This window comes from Quadrisphaera sp. DSM 44207, assembly GCF_900101335.1.
Lineage (GTDB): Bacteria > Actinomycetota > Actinomycetes > Actinomycetales > Quadrisphaeraceae > DSM-44207.
The window spans coordinates 234,221-250,130 of record NZ_FNKA01000001.1; the positions used below are offsets into that span (position 1 = coordinate 234,221).

The 15,910-nt window shown below is 77.7% G+C and carries 16 protein-coding genes, 1 tRNA gene and 1 pseudogene; 3 read left to right on the forward strand and 15 right to left on the reverse strand.

Annotated elements, in window-relative coordinates; all coding sequences use genetic code 11:
• Positions 1-158 precede the first annotated feature (158 nt).
• From BLS82_RS01040 to BLS82_RS01100, 14 genes and pseudogenes are all read right to left on the reverse strand, one after another.
• Positions 159-231 (reverse strand) — tRNA-Ala (locus tag BLS82_RS01040).
• Positions 232-266: 35 nt separating this feature from the next.
• Positions 267-935 (reverse strand): histidine phosphatase family protein, encoded by a 669-nt coding sequence (locus BLS82_RS01045; RefSeq protein WP_092860846.1) that lies wholly within the window; start codon positions 933-935, stop codon positions 267-269.
• On the reverse strand, positions 932-1,351 hold the full coding sequence (gene rsfS, locus BLS82_RS01050) for a ribosome silencing factor (protein WP_092860848.1): 420 nt from the start codon (positions 1,349-1,351) through the stop codon (positions 932-934). Before rsfS ends, BLS82_RS01045 begins: the two co-directional genes overlap by 4 nt.
• A gap of 64 nt (positions 1,352-1,415) precedes the next feature.
• Positions 1,416-1,976, reverse strand: a complete 561-nt coding sequence (nadD, locus tag BLS82_RS01055) for a nicotinate-nucleotide adenylyltransferase (protein WP_092862464.1) — start codon at positions 1,974-1,976, stop codon at positions 1,416-1,418.
• A 55-nt stretch (positions 1,977-2,031) separates the two neighbouring features.
• Positions 2,032-2,214, reverse strand: a complete 183-nt coding sequence (locus BLS82_RS01060; protein WP_092860850.1) for a hypothetical protein — start codon at positions 2,212-2,214, stop codon at positions 2,032-2,034.
• 48 nt (positions 2,215-2,262) lie between these two features.
• A pseudogene (locus BLS82_RS01065) lies at positions 2,263-3,588 on the reverse strand (glutamate-5-semialdehyde dehydrogenase); the annotation flags it as partial.
• A complete protein-coding gene (locus BLS82_RS01070; RefSeq protein ID WP_218123418.1) occupies positions 3,578-4,039 on the reverse strand; it encodes a hypothetical protein in 462 nt (153 codons plus the stop codon). The pseudogene BLS82_RS01065 and the gene BLS82_RS01070, both read right to left, overlap by 11 nt.
• 11 nt (positions 4,040-4,050) lie before the next feature.
• On the reverse strand, positions 4,051-5,226 hold the full coding sequence (proB, locus tag BLS82_RS01075) for a glutamate 5-kinase (protein ID WP_092860854.1): 1,176 nt from the start codon (positions 5,224-5,226) through the stop codon (positions 4,051-4,053).
• A 7-nt stretch (positions 5,227-5,233) separates the two neighbouring features.
• Positions 5,234-6,820: a GTPase ObgE gene (obgE, locus tag BLS82_RS01080; RefSeq protein WP_092860856.1), complete on the reverse strand. Its 1,587-nt coding sequence runs from the start codon at positions 6,818-6,820 to the stop codon at positions 5,234-5,236.
• A 6-nt stretch (positions 6,821-6,826) separates the two neighbouring features.
• Positions 6,827-6,994: a hypothetical protein gene (locus BLS82_RS15490; RefSeq protein ID WP_176818863.1), complete on the reverse strand. Its 168-nt coding sequence runs from the start codon at positions 6,992-6,994 to the stop codon at positions 6,827-6,829.
• 132 nt (positions 6,995-7,126) lie between these two features.
• Positions 7,127-7,384 carry a 50S ribosomal protein L27 gene (rpmA, locus tag BLS82_RS01085; protein WP_092860858.1) on the reverse strand — a complete coding sequence of 86 codons (258 nt, stop codon included), beginning with the start codon at positions 7,382-7,384 and terminating at the stop codon, positions 7,127-7,129.
• A 14-nt stretch (positions 7,385-7,398) separates the two neighbouring features.
• Positions 7,399-7,707, reverse strand: a complete 309-nt coding sequence (gene rplU / locus BLS82_RS01090) for a 50S ribosomal protein L21 (RefSeq protein WP_092860860.1) — start codon at positions 7,705-7,707, stop codon at positions 7,399-7,401.
• 191 nt (positions 7,708-7,898) lie between these two features.
• Positions 7,899-10,868 (reverse strand): Rne/Rng family ribonuclease, encoded by a 2,970-nt coding sequence (locus BLS82_RS01095; protein ID WP_092860862.1) that lies wholly within the window; start codon positions 10,866-10,868, stop codon positions 7,899-7,901.
• Between the two features lie 406 nt (positions 10,869-11,274).
• A complete protein-coding gene (locus BLS82_RS01100; protein WP_092860864.1) occupies positions 11,275-11,874 on the reverse strand; it encodes an NYN domain-containing protein in 600 nt (199 codons plus the stop codon).
• Between the two features lie 127 nt (positions 11,875-12,001).
• Here BLS82_RS01100 and BLS82_RS01105 point away from each other — a divergent pair, with 127 nt between their 5' ends.
• The 3 genes from BLS82_RS01105 to BLS82_RS01120 all read left to right on the forward strand — a co-directional run bounded on the left by BLS82_RS01105 (position 12,002) and on the right by BLS82_RS01120 (position 15,394).
• Positions 12,002-13,594, forward strand: coding sequence for a hypothetical protein (locus tag BLS82_RS01105; protein ID WP_143028696.1), 1,593 nt, complete (start codon positions 12,002-12,004; stop codon positions 13,592-13,594).
• A 175-nt stretch (positions 13,595-13,769) separates the two neighbouring features.
• On the forward strand, positions 13,770-14,663 hold the full coding sequence (locus BLS82_RS01115; RefSeq protein WP_092860869.1) for a DUF4397 domain-containing protein: 894 nt from the start codon (positions 13,770-13,772) through the stop codon (positions 14,661-14,663).
• Positions 14,663-15,394 carry a class F sortase gene (locus BLS82_RS01120; protein ID WP_092860870.1) on the forward strand — a complete coding sequence of 244 codons (732 nt, stop codon included), beginning with the start codon at positions 14,663-14,665 and terminating at the stop codon, positions 15,392-15,394. The genes BLS82_RS01115 and BLS82_RS01120 overlap by 1 nt, the downstream gene beginning before the upstream one ends.
• A 38-nt stretch (positions 15,395-15,432) precedes the next feature.
• Here BLS82_RS01120 and ndk read toward each other — a convergent pair whose 3' ends face one another.
• Positions 15,433-15,873: a nucleoside-diphosphate kinase gene (gene ndk / locus BLS82_RS01125; protein ID WP_092860871.1), complete on the reverse strand. Its 441-nt coding sequence runs from the start codon at positions 15,871-15,873 to the stop codon at positions 15,433-15,435.
• Between the last annotated feature and the right edge of the window lie 37 nt (positions 15,874-15,910).

The following is a 15,910-nucleotide window of genomic DNA, read 5'->3' on the forward strand; positions in this document are numbered from 1 at the left end:
GCGGCGTCGGGCCTGCCTCGGGGAGCTGAGCAGAGCGGCGAAGGAGCGACGGCGTGCCGCGACCGATCCGCTTCGCGTGCAGCTCCCTCGACGGGCACCTCGCCGACGAGCAGACCCCCGGTCGCAGCTGCGACCGGGGGTCTGCTCGAGGTGTCCGGTGGAGCTGAGGGGACTTGAACCCCTGACCCCCTCCATGCCATGGAGGTGCGCTACCAGCTGCGCCACAGCCCCGCACCCGGGCGCGGGCCCGGGCGACGCGGCCCACTCTAGACCGTCGCCACCTCAGGTCCGAAACCGGCCACGCCGGAGGGCGCGGGGTCCGGCTCCGGGTCGGGACCGAGGTCGTAGCCCGTCAGGGACCAGCCGTCCTCGCGGGCGGCGAGCACGGCCCACCGGCAGTTCGCCAGCCCGCCCAGGCGCGGCCAGGAGCCGGCGGGCAGGCCCAGCAGCTCCAGCACCCCGGCCCGCACCGCGCCGCCGTGGGAGGCGAGCACGAGCGTGCCGCCGTCCGCCGTGGCCTCGGCGTGCCGGCGCACGGCGGCGGCCACGCGGCGGCCGACGTCGCTGCGCCGCTCCCCGCCGCCGACGGCGACGTCCTCGCCGCCGCGCCAGGCGGCGTGCATCTGCGGCCAGCCCTCGCGGATCTCCCGCGCCAGCAGCCCCTGCCAGACCCCGGCGTGCAGCTCGCGCAGGTCCGGGTCGGTGAGCACGGGCAGGTCGACGAGGTCCGCGAGCGCCTGGGCGGTGTCCGCGGCGCGCGAGAGGTCGGAGGCGACCAGGCGCGCGGGCTCCAGGCGCGCCAGCACGGCCGCCGCCCGGCGGGCCTGCTCGCGGCCGACGCCGTCGAGCGGGACGTCCAGCTGGCCCTGGAAGCGCCCCGCGGCGTTGGACGCGGTGCGCCCGTGCCGCCAGAGCACCACGCGCGCGGCGCTCACCCGCCGAACCGCTGGCCGTCGGTCGCGGGGTCGGAGAGCACGTCGCGCGGGCGCGTGACCTCCTCGGGCAGCTCGATCAGCGGCCCGTCCTTCCACAGCCGCTCCAGCGCGTAGTACTGGCGGTCCTCGGCCAGCTGCACGTGCACGACGACGTCCGCGAAGTCCAGCAGCACCCACCGGGCCTCGCTGAGGCCCTCGCGCCGCACGACGTCGGCCCCCAGCCGGTGCAGCCTCTCCTCCACCGCGTCGACGACGGCGCGCACCTGGCGCGGGTTGTCGGCGGCGGCCAGCACGAAGACGTCGGTGATGACGAGCTGGTCGCTGACGTCGAGCGCGAGGATCTCCGTGGCGTTCTTGTCGGCGGCGGCCGTCGCCGCGGCGACGGCCAGCTCGACGGCCCGGGGGGTGGCGGTCACGGTGCTCCAGGGGGACGGCGGATCGGCAGCCCCCAGGATCGCACGCAGGACCGGGCGCGGGCGCTCAGGCGTAGAGGCGGTGCTTGGCGATGTACTGCACGACGCCGTCCGGCACGAGGTACCACACGGGCAGCCCGGCGGCCACGCGCGCGCGGCAGTCGCTGGAGGAGATCGCCAGGGCCGGGACCTGCAGCTGGCTGACGCGCTCCGGCGGCAGGCCGCTCAGGCTCAGGTCGTGGCCGGGGCGGGTGACGCCGACCAGGTGCGCGAGGTCGAAGAGCCGCTCGGCGTCCTTCCACGACAGGATCTGCGCGAGGGCGTCGGCGCCGGTGATGAAGAACAGCTCGGCGCCCGGGCGCAGCCGCTGCAGGTCGCGCAGGGTGTCGATGGTGTACGTCGGGCCGGGGCGGTCGACGTCCACGCGGCTGACGGTGAACTGCGGGTTCGACGCCGTCGCCACCACGGTCATCAGGTAGCGGTGCTCGGCGGGGGAGACGGCGCGCGCAGACTTCTGCCACGGCTCCCCGGTCGGCACGAAGACGACCTCGTCGAGGCCGTAGCGCGCGGCCACCTCGCTGGCCGCCACGAGGTGCCCGTGGTGGACGGGGTCGAACGTGCCGCCCATCACCCCCAGCCGCACGAGCACGCTCCCGGTGGCCGCAGGCGGGCGACGGCGCGGCTCAGTGGCGCTTGCCGATGCTGCGGAAGGCGAACGTGATGGCCAGCAGCGCCATGAGGATGCCGAAGGCGATCAGGCCGAACGCGACCGAGGGCAGCGGCAGCTCGCCACCATCGCCGACCAGGGGGGAGTCCTGGCCGATCTGGAAGGCGCTGGGGCCCAGGAGCAGGGCGGCGACGAGCACGGAGGCCTCCGGGGGCGACGAGGACGGGATCGGGCGCGTGCCAGTGTGTCAGGAGCGCACGTGGCCGTCGCCGTGGACCACCCAGCGCGTGGTGGTCAGCTCGGCCAGGCCCATCGGGCCGCGCGCGTGCAGCTTCTGCGTGGAGATGCCGACCTCGGCGCCCAGCCCCAGCTCCCCGCCGTCCGTGAAGCGCGTGGAGGCGTTGACCATCACGGCGGCCGAGTCGGTCTCGGCGACGAAGCGGTCGGCGGCGCGCAGGTCGCTCGTGACGATGGCCTCGGTGTGGCCGCTGGACCAGGTGCGGATGTGCTCCAGCGCGGCGTCGAGGTCGTCGACGACGCCGACGGCCACCTCCAGCGCGGTGTACTCGGTGGCCCAGTCGTCGTCCGTGGCGGGGGTGACGCCGACCCCCTCGGGGGCGGCGGCGCGGGCGCGCGCGTCGCCGTGCAGGACGACGCGCTCGTCGGCGAGCGCGCGCAGCAGCCGCGGCAGGAAGCTCTGCGCGAGGTCGGCGTGCACGAGGAGGGTCTCGGCGGCGTTGCAGACGCTGGGCCGCTGCACCTTCGCGTTCAGGCAGATCGCCAGGGCGTCGTCGAGGTCGGCGGAGGCGTCGACGTAGACGTGCACGTTGCCGACGCCGGTCTCGATGGTCGGCACCCTCGCCTCGGTGACGACGCGCTGGATCAGGCTCGCGCCGCCGCGGGGGATGACGAGGTCGACGAGCCCGCGGGCGCGCAGCAGCACGCCGACGCCGTCGCGCCCGTGCGCGTCGATCGTCTGCACCGCGTCGGCGGGCAGGCCGGCGCCCTGCAGCGCCGAGCGGACGACGTCGACGAGGACGAGGTTGGTCTCGCGGGCGGCGGTGCCGCCGCGCAGCACCGCCGCGTTGCCCGACTTCAGGGCGAGCGCCGCGGCGTCGATCGTCACGTTCGGGCGGGCCTCGTAGACGACGCCGACGACGCCCATCGGCACGCGCACCTGGCGCAGCCGCAGGCCGTTCGGCAGGGTGCGCCCGCGCACCACCTCGCCCACCGGGTCGGGCAGCGCGGCGACCTGGCGCAGCGCGTCGGCGATCCCCCGCAGCCGGCCCTCGTCGAGGGAGAGGCGGTCGAGCAGGTGACCGGACAGCTCGACGAAGCGGCCCCGGTTCAGGTCGACCTCGTTGGCCTCGAGGATCCGCTCCGCGTGCTCGAGCAGGGCGTCGGCGACGGCGTGCAGCGCGGCGTCCTTCTGCGCCCGCCGGGCGAGGGCGAGGGCGCGGCCGGCGACGCCGGCGCGGCGGCAGGCGTCGAGGACGGCGGCCTCGACGTCGGTGTGCGTGCCCGGCTCCACCGTGGTGCTCACCGCAGCAGGATAGGGCCTCTCACCAGGGGCGGATCTCCCCCAGCCCGGTCAGCGGCGGCAGCGCCTGGCCGCGCGCGTGCAGCGTCTCGCGGTCGACGACCTCGATGCCGACGGGCCGCCAGTCGGGCAGGTCCGCGACGCGCCGGTGCTCCGCCCACAGCCGCAGCCCCAGGGCCGCGGCGTCGTCGACGTCCTCGGCCTCGTCCCAGTAGGTCACCTCGGCGCGGTCGTCGGTGTAGCGCACCGAGGCCAGGAACGGCTGGGCGTCGACGAGCTCGCGCAGCGACTCCCGCAGGTGCTCGCGGTCGGTCGCCGGGCCGGCGAAGGTCACGGTCACGTGCCACAGGGGCAGGTCGCCGCCGTCCGGGGAGCCGTCCGCGGCGCCCTCGTGCGCTCCGTCGTCCTGCGGCGGGGGGAACAGCGCCGGCTGCGCCACCGGGCGCAGGTGCCGGCGGTCGGCGGGTCCGGGGGGCTCCTCCACGTCGCCTCCTCTCACCGCGCTCGTGCGTGCCGCGCAGCGGTCGCGTCCGTCAGCACCAGGTCGTCCCGGTGCACCAGCTCCCTGTCATACCCCGGTCCGAGCGCGGCAGCCAGGTCCGCGGTGGACCGCCCGAGCAGGTCCGGCACCTCGACCGAGGAGTAGTTGACCAGCCCGCGGGCCACCGCGCGGCCGCTCTGGTCGCACAGGTCCACGGGGTCGCCGGCGTCGAAGGCGCCCTCGACGCCGGTCGTGCCCGCGGGCAGCAGCGACGCGCCGCGCTGCGTGATGGCGGCCACCGCCCCGGCGTCCAGCACCAGCCGGCCCGCCGGCGCGGCCGCGTGCGCCAGCCACAGCAGGCGGCTGCTGCCCCGCCGCCCCGTGGGCGCGAACCACGTGCCGACGTCCTCGCCGGCCAGCGCCCGGGCCGCCAGCGGCGCCGACGTCAGGAGGGTGGCGACGCCGGAGCCGGTGGCGATGCGCGCGGCGTCCAGCTTGGTGACCATGCCGCCCGTGCCGACCCCGGCGGCGCCGCGCCCGCCGACCTCGACGCCGTCCAGGTCCTGCGGCCCGCGCACCAGCGGGAGGCGGCGCGCGCCGGGGCGCGAGGGCGGGCCGTCGTAGAGGGCGTCGACGTCGGAGAGCAGCACCAGGGCGTCGGCCTGCACCAGGTGCGCCACGAGCGCCGCCAGCCGGTCGTTGTCGCCGAAGCGGATCTCGTTCGTGGCGACGGTGTCGTTCTCGTTGACGACGGGCAGGACGCCCAGCGCCAGCAGCCGGAACAGCGTGCGCTGGGCGTTGCGGTAGTGCGCGCGGCGCACCACGTCGTCCGCCGTGAGCAGCACCTGCCCGACCGTGAGGCCGTGCTCGGCCGCGGCGGCGCCGTAGCGGGCGAGCAGCAGGCCCTGGCCCACGCTGGCGGCCGCCTGCTGGGTGGCCAGGTCGCGCGGGCGGGTGCTCAGCCCGAGCGGGGCCAGGCCGGCGGCGATGGCGCCGGAGGAGACCAGCACGACCTCCGCGCCGGCCGCCACCCGCGCGGCGAGGACGTCGACGAGGCCGCCCAGGCGCTGCTCGTCGATGCCGCCGGCGGCCGTGGTCAGCGAGGAGGAGCCGACCTTGACGACGACCCGCCCCGCCGTGGCCAGCTCGCCGCGGTGCTCCAGGCGCCGGGCGGCGCGCGAGACCGTCACGGGCGGGTCACCGCCGCTCGCCCGGACCGCCGTCGGCGTCGCCGGTGAGGTCGCCGGCGGCGTCGTCCGCGGTCCAGCGCCCCGCCAGCCGCTCCTCCTCCAGCTCCTCGCGCGCGGCGCGGCGGGCCTGGCGACGATCCTCGTACGCCTCGCGCTTCTCCCCGCGCGTGCGCCGCGGCCGGTGCTCGGCCTGCTCCACGCGCACGTCGGTGCCGCGGGGGCCGGCGAGCAGCTCGGCGCCGCTGACCAGCGTGGGCTCCCAGTCGAAGACGACGGCGTCGAGGCCGGGGCCGATGACGACCTCCGAGCCCGCGACCGCGCCGGCCTTCAGCAGCTCCTCCTCCACGCCCAGGCGGGCGAGGCGGTCGGCGAGGTAGCCGACGGCCTCGTCGTTGGCGAAGTCGGTCTGCTTGACCCACCGCTCGGGCTTGGCGCCGCGGATGCGGAAGACCTCGCCCTCCCCCGTGCGCTCGCGGCTGACGGTGAAGCCGGCGTCGTCGACCGCGGACGGGCGCAGCACGATCCTGGCCGGCGCGAGGACGGGCGCCTCCTCGCGCGCGCGGCGCACGAGCGCGGCCATGGCGAAGGCGAGCTCGCGCAGGCCTTCGTGGGAGGCGGCGGAGACCTCGAAGACCTCCAGGCCGCGGGCCTGCAGGTCCGGGCGCACGAGGTCCGCGAGCTCGCGCGCCTCGGGCACGTCCACCTTGTTCAGCACCGCCAGGCGCGGGCGGTCGCGCAGCGGCACCGACCCCGGCCCCGCGGCGCCGTCGTCGGCGCGCAGGTCGGCGTAGGCGGCCAGCTCGGCCTCGATCACGTCGAGGTCGGTGACCGGGTCCCGGCCCGGCTCCAGGGTGGCGCAGTCGAGCACGTGCACGATCGCCGCGCACCGCTCGACGTGCCGCAGGAACTCCAGGCCCAGCCCGCGGCCCTGGCTCGCGCCGGGGATCAGGCCCGGGACGTCGGCGACGGTGAAGCGCTCGTCCCCGGCCTGGACGACGCCGAGGTTCGGCACGAGCGTGGTGAACGGGTAGTCGGCGATCTTGGGCCGGGCGGCGGACAGCGCCGCCACGAGGCTGGACTTGCCGGCGCTGGGGAAGCCGACGAGCGCGACGTCCGCGACGCTGCGCAGCTCCAGGACGACGTCGTGGGCCTCCCCTGGCTCTCCGAGCAGCGCGAAGCCGGGCGCCTTGCGCCGCGGCGAGGCGAGCGCGGCGTTGCCGAGGCCCCCGCGCCCGCCGGCGGCGAGCACCACCCGCGTGCCGGCCCCGAGCAGGTCGGCGACGAGGTGGCCGTCGGGGTCGCGCACCGTGGTGCCGTTCGGCACCCTCAGCACCAGGTCCTCGCCGTCCGCGCCGTGGCGCATGCTGCCCTGCCCCTGGCGCCCGTTGCCGGCGCGCCGGTGCGGGGCGTGGTGGTAGTCGAGCAGCGTCGTCGTCGAGGGGTCGACCTCCAGGACGACGTCCCCGCCGCGGCCGCCGTTGCCGCCGTCGGGGCCGCCGAGCGGCTTGAACTTCTCGCGGTGCACGGAGGCGGCGCCGTGGCCGCCGTTGCCGCCGGCCACGTGCAGCACCACGCGGTCCACGAACGTCGCCACCGCGCCTCACCGTCCCCTCGTGCTCGTGCTCGTCGTCCTGCCCGCGCTCGTCGTTCTGCCTCCGCCGAGGGCGGTGCCGCCGGCGCCCGCTCCCTCCGGCGTGATCATGGCCGAGGTGCAGGTGCCGGAGCGGCGCACCTGCACCTCGGCCATGATCACGGACACGTCGCCCATGATCGTCGCGTCAGGCCGGGTCAGACCGGGTCGTGCCAGGTCGAGGTGGCCGTCGTCGTCCCTGGCAACAGCGGAGGGGCGAGCCGGATGCTTCCGGCTCGCCCCTCCGCTGGTGCTCCTGGTGCGCTCGCCTCAGTCGGCGGCCGGAACGATCGCGACGACGCGGCGCCCGCGGCTGGTGCCGAACTGCACCGCCCCGGGGGTCAGCGCGAACAGCGTGTCGTCGCCGCCGCGGCCGACGTTCTCACCGGGGTGGAAGTGAGTGCCGCGCTGGCGCACGATGATCTCGCCGGCGCTGACGACCTGGCCGCCGAAGCGCTTGACGCCCAGGCGCTGGGCGTTGGAGTCACGCCCGTTGCGGGTGGAGCTGGCGCCCTTCTTGTGTGCCATCGGAGGGTCCTCTCTCAGCCGATCGCGGTGACGCGCACGCGGGTGTGCTTCTGGCGGTGACCCTGGCGCTTCTTGTACCCGGTCTTGTTCTTGAACTTCTGGATGACGATCTTCGGGCCCTTGGTCTCGTCGACCACCTCGGCGGTGACGGTGGTGCCGGCCAGGGCCGCGGCGTCGCTGGTGACGGTGGGGCCGTCGACGAGCAGGAGCGGCTGCAGCTGCACGGTGGTGCCGCCGGCGAGACCGGGCAAGCGGTCGACGGTCAGCAGGTCGCCGACGGACACCTTCTCCTGCCGGCCGCCGGCGCGGACGATCGCGTACACGTGAGCTCACTCCCTGAGGTCGTTCGGGTGCTGCGCGGTGCGGGACCCGGAGCGGGTCGCGGGCAGCTGGGCGCGCCGAGGACGCGCACCGCGCCAGGGTAGCCGACACGGGCCGCCCGGGTCGAACCAGCCGGCGCGCCGGCCCGCCCGGTGCGGCCGGTGCGGCCGGTGCGGCCGGTGCGGCCGGTGCGTCAGCGCTGCTCGACGGGCCGGGTGGCGTCGAGCTCGGTGTCGCCGGCGGCCGAGCCGCTGACGGCGGCCTGCTCGGTGCCGCCCACCTCCGGCTCGGCCCGCTCGACCGCACTCTCCGGAGAGGGTGGGGTGGGAGCGGGCTCGGGTGCGGCGGGGGTGGGCTCGGGCACGACGTCGGCGGGCTGCTCGGTGAGCTGCTCGGTGGGCTGCTCGGTGAGCTGCTCGGTGGGCTGCTCGGCGGGCTGCTCCTGGCGGTGCGCCAGCCGGGAGGCCTGGGCGACCTCGTGGATCGCCTCCCGGACGGCGTCGCGCACGGCGTCTCCGCGCGAGCGGGCGCCGTTGCCGCGCCCGCCCTGCTCGCCGGCGGCGGCGTCCTGGTGGTGGGCGTGCTCGACCGGCTCCTCGCGCAGCACCACGCCGCGCCCCGCGCAGTGCTCGCACGTCTCGCCGAAGGCCTCGAGGAGCCCCTGCCCGACGCGCTTGCGGGTCATCTGCACGAGCCCGAGGGACGTCACCTCCGCGACCTGGTGCTTGGTGCGGTCGCGGCCGAGGCACTCGAGCAGGCGGCGCAGCACGAGGTCGCGGTTGGACTCGAGGACCATGTCGATGAAGTCGACGACGATGATCCCGCCGATGTCGCGCAGCCGCAGCTGCCGCACGATCTCCTCGGCGGCCTCGAGGTTGTTCTTGGTGACGGTCTCCTCGAGGTTGCCGCCGGAGCCCGTGAACCGCCCGGTGTTGACGTCGACGACGGTCATCGCCTCGGTGCGGTCGATGACGAGGGAGCCGCCGGAGGGCAGCCACACCTTGCGCTCGAGGGCCTTGGCGATCTGCTCGTCGACGCGGTGGGCGGCGAAGACGTCCCCGTCGCCGTCCCAGCGGACGACGCGCTCGGAGAGGTCGGGGGCCACGGCGTCGACGTAGGGCTTGATGGCGCCCCAGGCGTCGTCCCCGGAGACGACGAGCGTGGAGAAGTCCTCGTTGAAGACGTCGCGGACCACCTTGATCGTCAGGTCCGGCTCGCCGTGCAGCAGGGTCGGCGGGTTGACCTGCTTGGCGCGCTTGGAGATCTCCTGCCACTGCGCGGCCAGGCGGGCGATGTCGCGCGCCAGCTCCTCCTCGCTGGCGCCCTCGGCGGCCGTGCGCACGATGACGCCGGCGTCCTCGGGCACGACCTGCTTGAGGATCTTCTTCAGCCGCGCGCGCTCGGTGTCCGGCAGCTTGCGGGAGATGCCCGTCATCGACCCGTTGGGCACGTACACCAGGTAGCGGCCGGGCAGGGAGGTCTGGCTGGTCAGGCGGGCGCCCTTGTGGCCCACGGGGTCCTTGCTGACCTGCACGAGCACCGGGTCGCCGGACTTCAGGGCCGACTCGATGCGCTTGGCCTGGCCCGAGAGGCCGGCGGCGTCCCAGTCGACCTCGCCGGCGTACAGGACGGCGTTGCGGCCGCGGCCGATGTCGACGAAGGCCGCCTCCATGCTCGGCAGCACGTTCTGCACCTTGCCGAGGTAGACGTTGCCGATCATCGACGTGTGCTGCTTGCGGGCGACGTAGTGCTCCACGAGCACGCCGTCCTCGAGGACGGCGACCTGCGTGCGCCCGGCGGAGGAGCGCACCACCATCGTGCGCTCGACGCTCTCGCGCCGGGCGAGGAACTCCGCCTCGGAGATGACCTTCGTGCGCCGGCCGGAGTCGCGCCCGTCGCGGCGGCGCTGGCGCTTGGCCTCCAGCCGCGTCGAACCCTTGACGGCGGTGACGTCCTCGCTCGCGGAGCCGCGCCGCGAGCGGGAGCGCGAGCGCCCGCTGGGGGCCTCCTCGTCGGCGTCCTCGACCTCGGTCTCGCCGGCCTCGCCCCCACCGCGGCTGCGGCGGCGACGGCGACGGCGACGGCTGCCGCCGGCCTCCTCCTCGGCGTCCGGCGCCTCGGCGTCCTGCTCGTCCGCGGCCTCGCCCTCGGCGACCTCACCGCCGCGGGCGGCCTGCAGGGCCTGCAGGTCCGCGCTGATCGCCTCGGCCACGTCCGCGGCACCGGACGGCGCCGGGGCGGCGCCGTCCTCGGCGTCCGCGTCGACACCCGCCTCGGCGTCCGGCTCGGCGTCGACGTCGGTCTCGTCCGCGTCCGCGGGCTCCTCGGAGCGGCGGCGCCGGCCCCGGCCCCCGCGTCGGCGGCGAGAGCGGCGGCCGCGCCCGCTCGGCTCGTCGCCCTCGGCGGCCTCCTCGTCGGCGTCCGCGTCGGCGTCCGCGTCAGTGTCAGTGTCGGCATCCAGGTCGGCGTCCGCGTCGGCGTCCACGTCGGTGCCGACCTCCGCGTCGGTGTCCGCATCGGCTCCGAGGGCGTCGTCCTCGGCCGTGCCCTCCACGGTGCTGCGCACGTCGTCGTCGGCGGCGGCCTCCGGAGCGGTCTCGCCGGGCGCGACGACCGGCGCGACGGCCAGGCCGGTCGCGGCGGCGGGCAGCGCGTCGTGCGGCGGCTCCGGCGGGACCGCGGGCTGGGTGGTGGGGGCCACCTCGGCGACCGCGGGCTGCGGAGGGCCGGCCGGACGGCTGGCCGCGCGGCGCCGGCGCGGCAGCGCGGCCGGCTCCGGGGCCTGGAAGAGGAGGGTCGTGGGCGAGGCGGTCGGCGACGGCGCGCCGTCCTCGGCGGGCTCGCCCGGCCCGTCCTGCTCCTCGCCCCGGTCGACGGGCGGCGCGGACGGCGCCTGCTGCTCGCCTCCCAGCGCGATCGGCAGCTCCTGGGGCAGCTGGGTCGCCTCGGCAGCGGCCTCGTCCGCCGGCAGCGGGATGCCGGTCTCCCGGCTGCTCGCCGCCGCGGCCTCGGTGGCCGCCGGAGGGCCGGCGGGGCGGCTGGCGGCGCGTCGCCGCGTCCGGCGCGCCGGCGCCTGCTCGGGCTGCTGCTCGGGCCGTTCCGCAGCAGGGCCCTCCGCTGCGGCCGTCGCGTCGCCGTCGGCAGGAACGTCGTTCGTGGTCACACGGACCCCCGTCCCGGCGGGCCGGCCACACCATCGGCACCGCTCGAGAGCTCAGCCACCACCCGCGGGCGGTGGAAGTCGTCTGGTGGCCGGGCGGGCGCGGCGCTGCGCGTCGGGCGCAGGAGCGGGGCCGCCACGGCGCGACCACGGCCCGGTGCGGCACCAGGAGGTCTGGCGCCGTGCCGGCCACCCGCACGGGGACCCCTGCGCCTGTCGCACCACCGGGTCGGTGGCCGCGGCGCCAGGTCGGTCACCTCGGAGGGCGGCGAGGACGTCGTCGGGTCGACCGGCAGGTGTGGCGCACCGGACGACCACCCGCAGTATCGCATGGCACGACCGCGACCTTGAGCCGGCCCCGTGCCCGCGCTGCGCGAGCACGGCCGCGTCCGGCGCGTCCGCCCCGTCCTCAGAGATAGCGGGTGGGGTCGAACTCGGCGAGGGGGATGACGCGCACCCGCGGCAGCACGCCGGTGAAGCAGCGGACGTCGTCCTCGAGGTCGAAGACCGACAGGCCGTCGGCGGTCAGGTCCCCGAAGGTCGAGCTGACGAACTCGCGGAAGCCCAGCAGTCCGACCCGGCGGCCCGGGCCCTGCAGCAGGCGCGCCATGTGCTCGTGGAAGTCGCCGTCGTGGCTGGCGAGCAGGATGTCGCCGTCGCGCGGGAGCAGGGCGTCGAGGGTGCGCTGGATGCCGAGGTCGACGACCTTCTCTCCCGGCCCACCGGCCAGCGGCAGCGGCCGGTAGCCCATGGCCAGCAGGGCCTGCACGAAGCTCATCGGCATCGTGCCGGAGGTGGCGTTGAGGAAGAACAGCGCGCGCACCGGCTGCTGCCAGACCTCGGTGGCGAAGTCGCGCACCCGGTCCCAGCGCGGCCGCTCCTCCGGCTGGGGCCGCCGGCCGAGCACGCTCATGCCGAGGGTGGCGTCGATGTTCTCGCCGTCGACCAGCAGGTAGGTGGTGCGCCGCCCGCCGGCGACCTCCTCGCCAGCGCCCGCGGTCTGCGTCACCTGCGTGCCTCCTCCGGCGTCGACCTCGACCGACCCTACCGCTCCCGCCCCGCCCGGCCCCGGTGTGCGGCGGGGCGGGGGCGCGAGCGACCATCGCCTCCTCACCCGCCGCCGGGAGGCCCGCTGCATGTCCGTCGTTCCTCCGGAGGGCGGCTCCTCGCCGCGCGGGCGGCGTCCTCCGCCTGCTCTCCCGCCCCACGGGCTGCTGGACGGCGCCGCGGGGCGGCGCCTCGCGGTCGTGGCGGCCGTCGCGCTCGTGGCCCTGGCCGCCCAGGCGCTCGGCCAGGGCGGCCCGCTCGCCGGCGGCTGGGAGGCGCTCGCCCTGCAGGTGCTGGGCGTCGCCGCCGCCTTCGCCGTCGCCGTCGTGCTCCGCCTGTCCACGGGGGCGGCGGCCCTGGCCGCCGCGCTGGCGGCGCTGTCACCGGTCGGCGTCGCCGCGCGGGCGGCGGCCCAGGACGGCGCGCGGGAAGGCGTGCCCGCGCTGCTCTCCCTCGCCGTGCTCGCCGCCCCGCTGGCCGTCGCCGCGGCCGCGGGGAGGCGGGGCGGGCCGCGGCGGGCGGCCAGGCGCCGCGAGGACCTGTCGGCCCCGGCGCTGGCGCTGGCGGGGACCGCCGCCGTCCTCGCGGGCGGGGCCGCAGCGCGCGGCGCGGCGGTCGCCGGCCACCGGGCCACGGGAGCCGGCGCGCTCGCCGCCGTCGTGCAGCTGGACCCCCTGCTGCCCCTGCTCGGGCTGGTCACCGCCGTGGTGGGCCTCGTCGTGCCGGGCCTGCGGCTGACGGGGCTGGCGCTGCTGCTCGTGCCGGTGCTCGTGCTGGCGCTCGACCTGCCGGTCGCGAGCACCGTGCCCGCGCTGCCGCTGGCGGCCCTCGTCGTCGCCGGGGCGGTCGAGGCGGTGCGGCAGCGCCTGGGCGGTCCGGTGCCGGGCCCGGCACCGGACCGGGCGCCCTCCCACCGCGCCGCTCCCGCCCGGGCGACTCCTGCCCGCGCCGGGGCGGAGCGCGCCCGGCCCGCGCGGCGCCCGGCGCCCCCGCTCGCCCTCGGGGCGGCGGCCCTGGCCGCAGCGGTCGCGGTGCCCGTGTGGACGGCGAGCCTGCGCTCCCTGCCGGCGACCTCGGCCGCCGCGAGCACCACCCCGGGCGCCACCCCGGGCGCCACGCCGACGGGGTCGCCCGCCGCGACGGAGCCGGCGGCGTCGGCGGGGTCGGCGCCGTCCGCGGCGTGCCCCCCGGCGGCCGGGGCGAGCAGCGCGCCGTCCGCCCCGGCGACGACCGGCAGCACGGACAGCGGCACGGACAGCGGCGCGGGCGCCACGGCGACGAGCGTGCCGCTGGACACCCTGCCGCCCGCTCCCGCGCCGTCCGCCGCGGTGGCCGCCCTGGCGGCCAACCCCCGCGTGCAGCTGTCGCCAGCGGCCCGGGAGGCGCTGCTGACCGCGCCGGTCGACGCCCGCCTGGTGGCGCTGCTGGCGCAGCTGGCCGCCGACCGGCGGCTGTCGGTGGCCGAGGTCCCGGCCCCCGCCGTCCCGGACTGCTCCGCGCCGCGGCGCGCGGCCGTGCTCGACGGGCTGGGCGGCCGGCCCCTCGGGGAGGACCCGCAGGCCCTCGCCGTCCTGGTCGAGGAGCTGGCGGCGCAGCAGCCCGACGTGCGCCCGACCACGGCGGAGCAGACCTCCCCGGCGGGGGTGCGCCAGCTCGTCGTGGAGCTGCCGCCCCCGGCGTGACCGCCGCCACGACGGACCCGAGGACGGACCCGGGGACGGGGACGGACGGCGGAGACGGGGCCGGGACGGGGGCCGGGGAGGCGCTCCGTCCCCCTTCGTCCTACTCTGAGCAACCGAGCTACCACGCTCGGTGGCGCACAGTGCTGCTGTCCAGCGGCCTGACGGAGAGGGACCGATGACCCAGCGACGCCGCGCCCGGACCGCTGCCGCGGGGGCGCTGGCAGCGTCCGCGCTCGCGCTCGCCCCGGCGGCCAGCGCCGCCGCTGCGCGCACGAGCGGGGAGGAGACCGCGTACGTCCGCGTGGGTCACCTCGTCCCCGAGCTGGGCGAGATGGTGATGAGCGCCGTCCTGACGGACTACGACGGCAGCACCCAGCCGCTGGAGCTCGTGCCCGAGGCGACCTACGGCGCCGTGACGGACTACGCGGCCCTGCCGGTCGGCTACTACTCCGTCTCCGTGCGCCCCGTCGGCGCCGCGCCCGACTCCCCGCCCGTGCTCAGCGGCACCCTCGAGGCCCGGGCCGGGCAGGCGTACACCGTCGCGGGCCTCGGCACCGCCGAGGCCCCGCGCCTGGGCGCCATCCAGGACGACATCACCCCCGCCGCGCCGGGCACGGCGCGCGTGCGCGTGGTGCCGGCCGCCAGCGCCGCCCAGCAGCTGGACGTCGGCGTCGTCGGCGGCCCCGCCCTCGCCGAGGACGCCGCGTTCTCCCAGCCCACCGGCTACGTCGACGTGCCCGCCGGGGACGTGACCGTGCGCGCCGGCGCGCAGGGCGGACCGCCGTCCGACACGCCCGTGGAGCTCGGGGACGGCGACGTGTACACCCTCCTCGTGCTCGACGCCCCGCAGGGCGGCCTGGAGGTGCGCGCGATCGAGGACGCCACCGGTGCCGGGGTGCAGCCGGTCGGCGGCGCCGACACCGGCTTCGGCGGCCTCGCCGGCGGGCAGGACGGTGGACAGGACGGCGCGGCGTCCGCGGCCCTGGCGGCCGGCGGCGGCGCGCTGGCCCTCGCCGGCACGGGCGCGCTCGCGCTGCAGCACCGGCGGCGCGCGAGCGCCTCGCGCTGATGCCCTTCCCGGTCCGGCGGGCGCGCACGGCCCGCCACCGGGCGCCGGCGGCACGGCCCCGGCTGCCGCGCGCGGTGGGCACCGCCGTGGCGGCGGCGGCGACCGCCGCGGGCGCGGTGGCCGTCACCGCCGCCGTGCTCACGGCGGCCGCTCCCGCGCGAGGCGGGGCGAGCGCGCCGGTCGTGGCCACCTCGCCGGCGCCCGCGGCCGGCGAGGCCGGTGCCCTCGGCACCGCTCTCGCCGCGGCCCTGGCGGCCGCGCCGGCGGCGCAGGACGTCGCAGCGCCGGCGGAGCTGGTCATCCCGGACCTCGGGATCGCCTCGCCGCTCGTGCCGCTGGGCACCACGGCCTCGGGTGCGCTGGAGGTGCCGGCCGACGCGGCCGTGGCGGGCTGGTTCACCGGCGGTCCCGCGCCGGGCGCCAGGGGCCCCGCCGTCATCGCCGGCCACGTCGACTCCACCGGCGGCCCCGGCGTCTTCGCCGACCTCGACGAGCTGGAGGTCGGCGACGCCGTGCAGGTGCGCCGCACGGACGGCACCACCGCGGACTTCGTCGTCACCGGCGCCGAGCAGGTGGCGAAGACGGCCTTCCCCAGCGACGTCGTCTACGGGGCCGCGCCCGGGCCGCAGCTGCGGCTGGTCACCTGCGGCGGCGCCTTCGACCGCGCCAGCGGGCACTACGAGGACAACCTCGTCGTCTACGCGCGGACGCTGACCCCGGCACCGGCCTGAGCGCCGCCGCGCGCCGGGCGGCGCTGAGGCCGGGCTCCTCAGGAGCCGGGGAACCAGATCCCGATCTCGCGGGCGGCGGAGTCCGGGGAGTCGGAGCCGTGCACGAGGTTCTGCTGCACCGCTCCGCCCCAGTCGCGGCCGAGGTCGCCGCGGATCGTGCCGGGCGCGGCCGTCGTCGGGTCCGTGACCCCGGCCAGGGACCGGAACCCCTCGACGCACCGCTGGCCCTCCACGACGGCGGCGAGCACGGGCCCGGAGGACATGAACTCCAGCAGCGGCTCGTAGAACGGCTTGCCCTCGTGCTCGGCGTAGTGCTCCTGCAGCACCGAGCGCTCCGGAGTGCTCAGCTGCACGGCGAGCAGCCGGTAGCCCTTGGCCTCGATGCGGCCCAGCACCTGCCCGACCAGGCCGCGTCGGACGCCGTCCGGCTTGACGAGCACGAGGGTCCGCTCGGTCGCGGGGGTCTGCGGGTCGGGCACCGGGCGGCTCCTGTCGTGGGGGACGGGGACCGCGGGT

Bases quoted from the DNA above. Each gene is read 5' to 3' on its own strand.
- nadD (WP_092862464.1), bottom strand. From the start codon at position 1,976: ATGGGCGGCACGTTCGACCCCGTCCACCACGGGCACCTCGTGGCGGCC.
- BLS82_RS15490 (WP_176818863.1), bottom strand. From the start codon at position 6,994: ATGGGCGACGTGTCCGTGATCATGGCCGAGGTGCAGGTGCGCCGCTCC.
- rpmA (WP_092860858.1), bottom strand. From the start codon at position 7,384: ATGGCACACAAGAAGGGCGCCAGCTCCACCCGCAACGGGCGTGACTCC.
- BLS82_RS01105 (WP_143028696.1), top strand. From the start codon at position 12,002: ATGTCCGTCGTTCCTCCGGAGGGCGGCTCCTCGCCGCGCGGGCGGCGT.
- BLS82_RS01115 (WP_092860869.1), top strand. From the start codon at position 13,770: ATGACCCAGCGACGCCGCGCCCGGACCGCTGCCGCGGGGGCGCTGGCA.
- BLS82_RS01120 (WP_092860870.1), top strand. From the start codon at position 14,663: ATGCCCTTCCCGGTCCGGCGGGCGCGCACGGCCCGCCACCGGGCGCCG.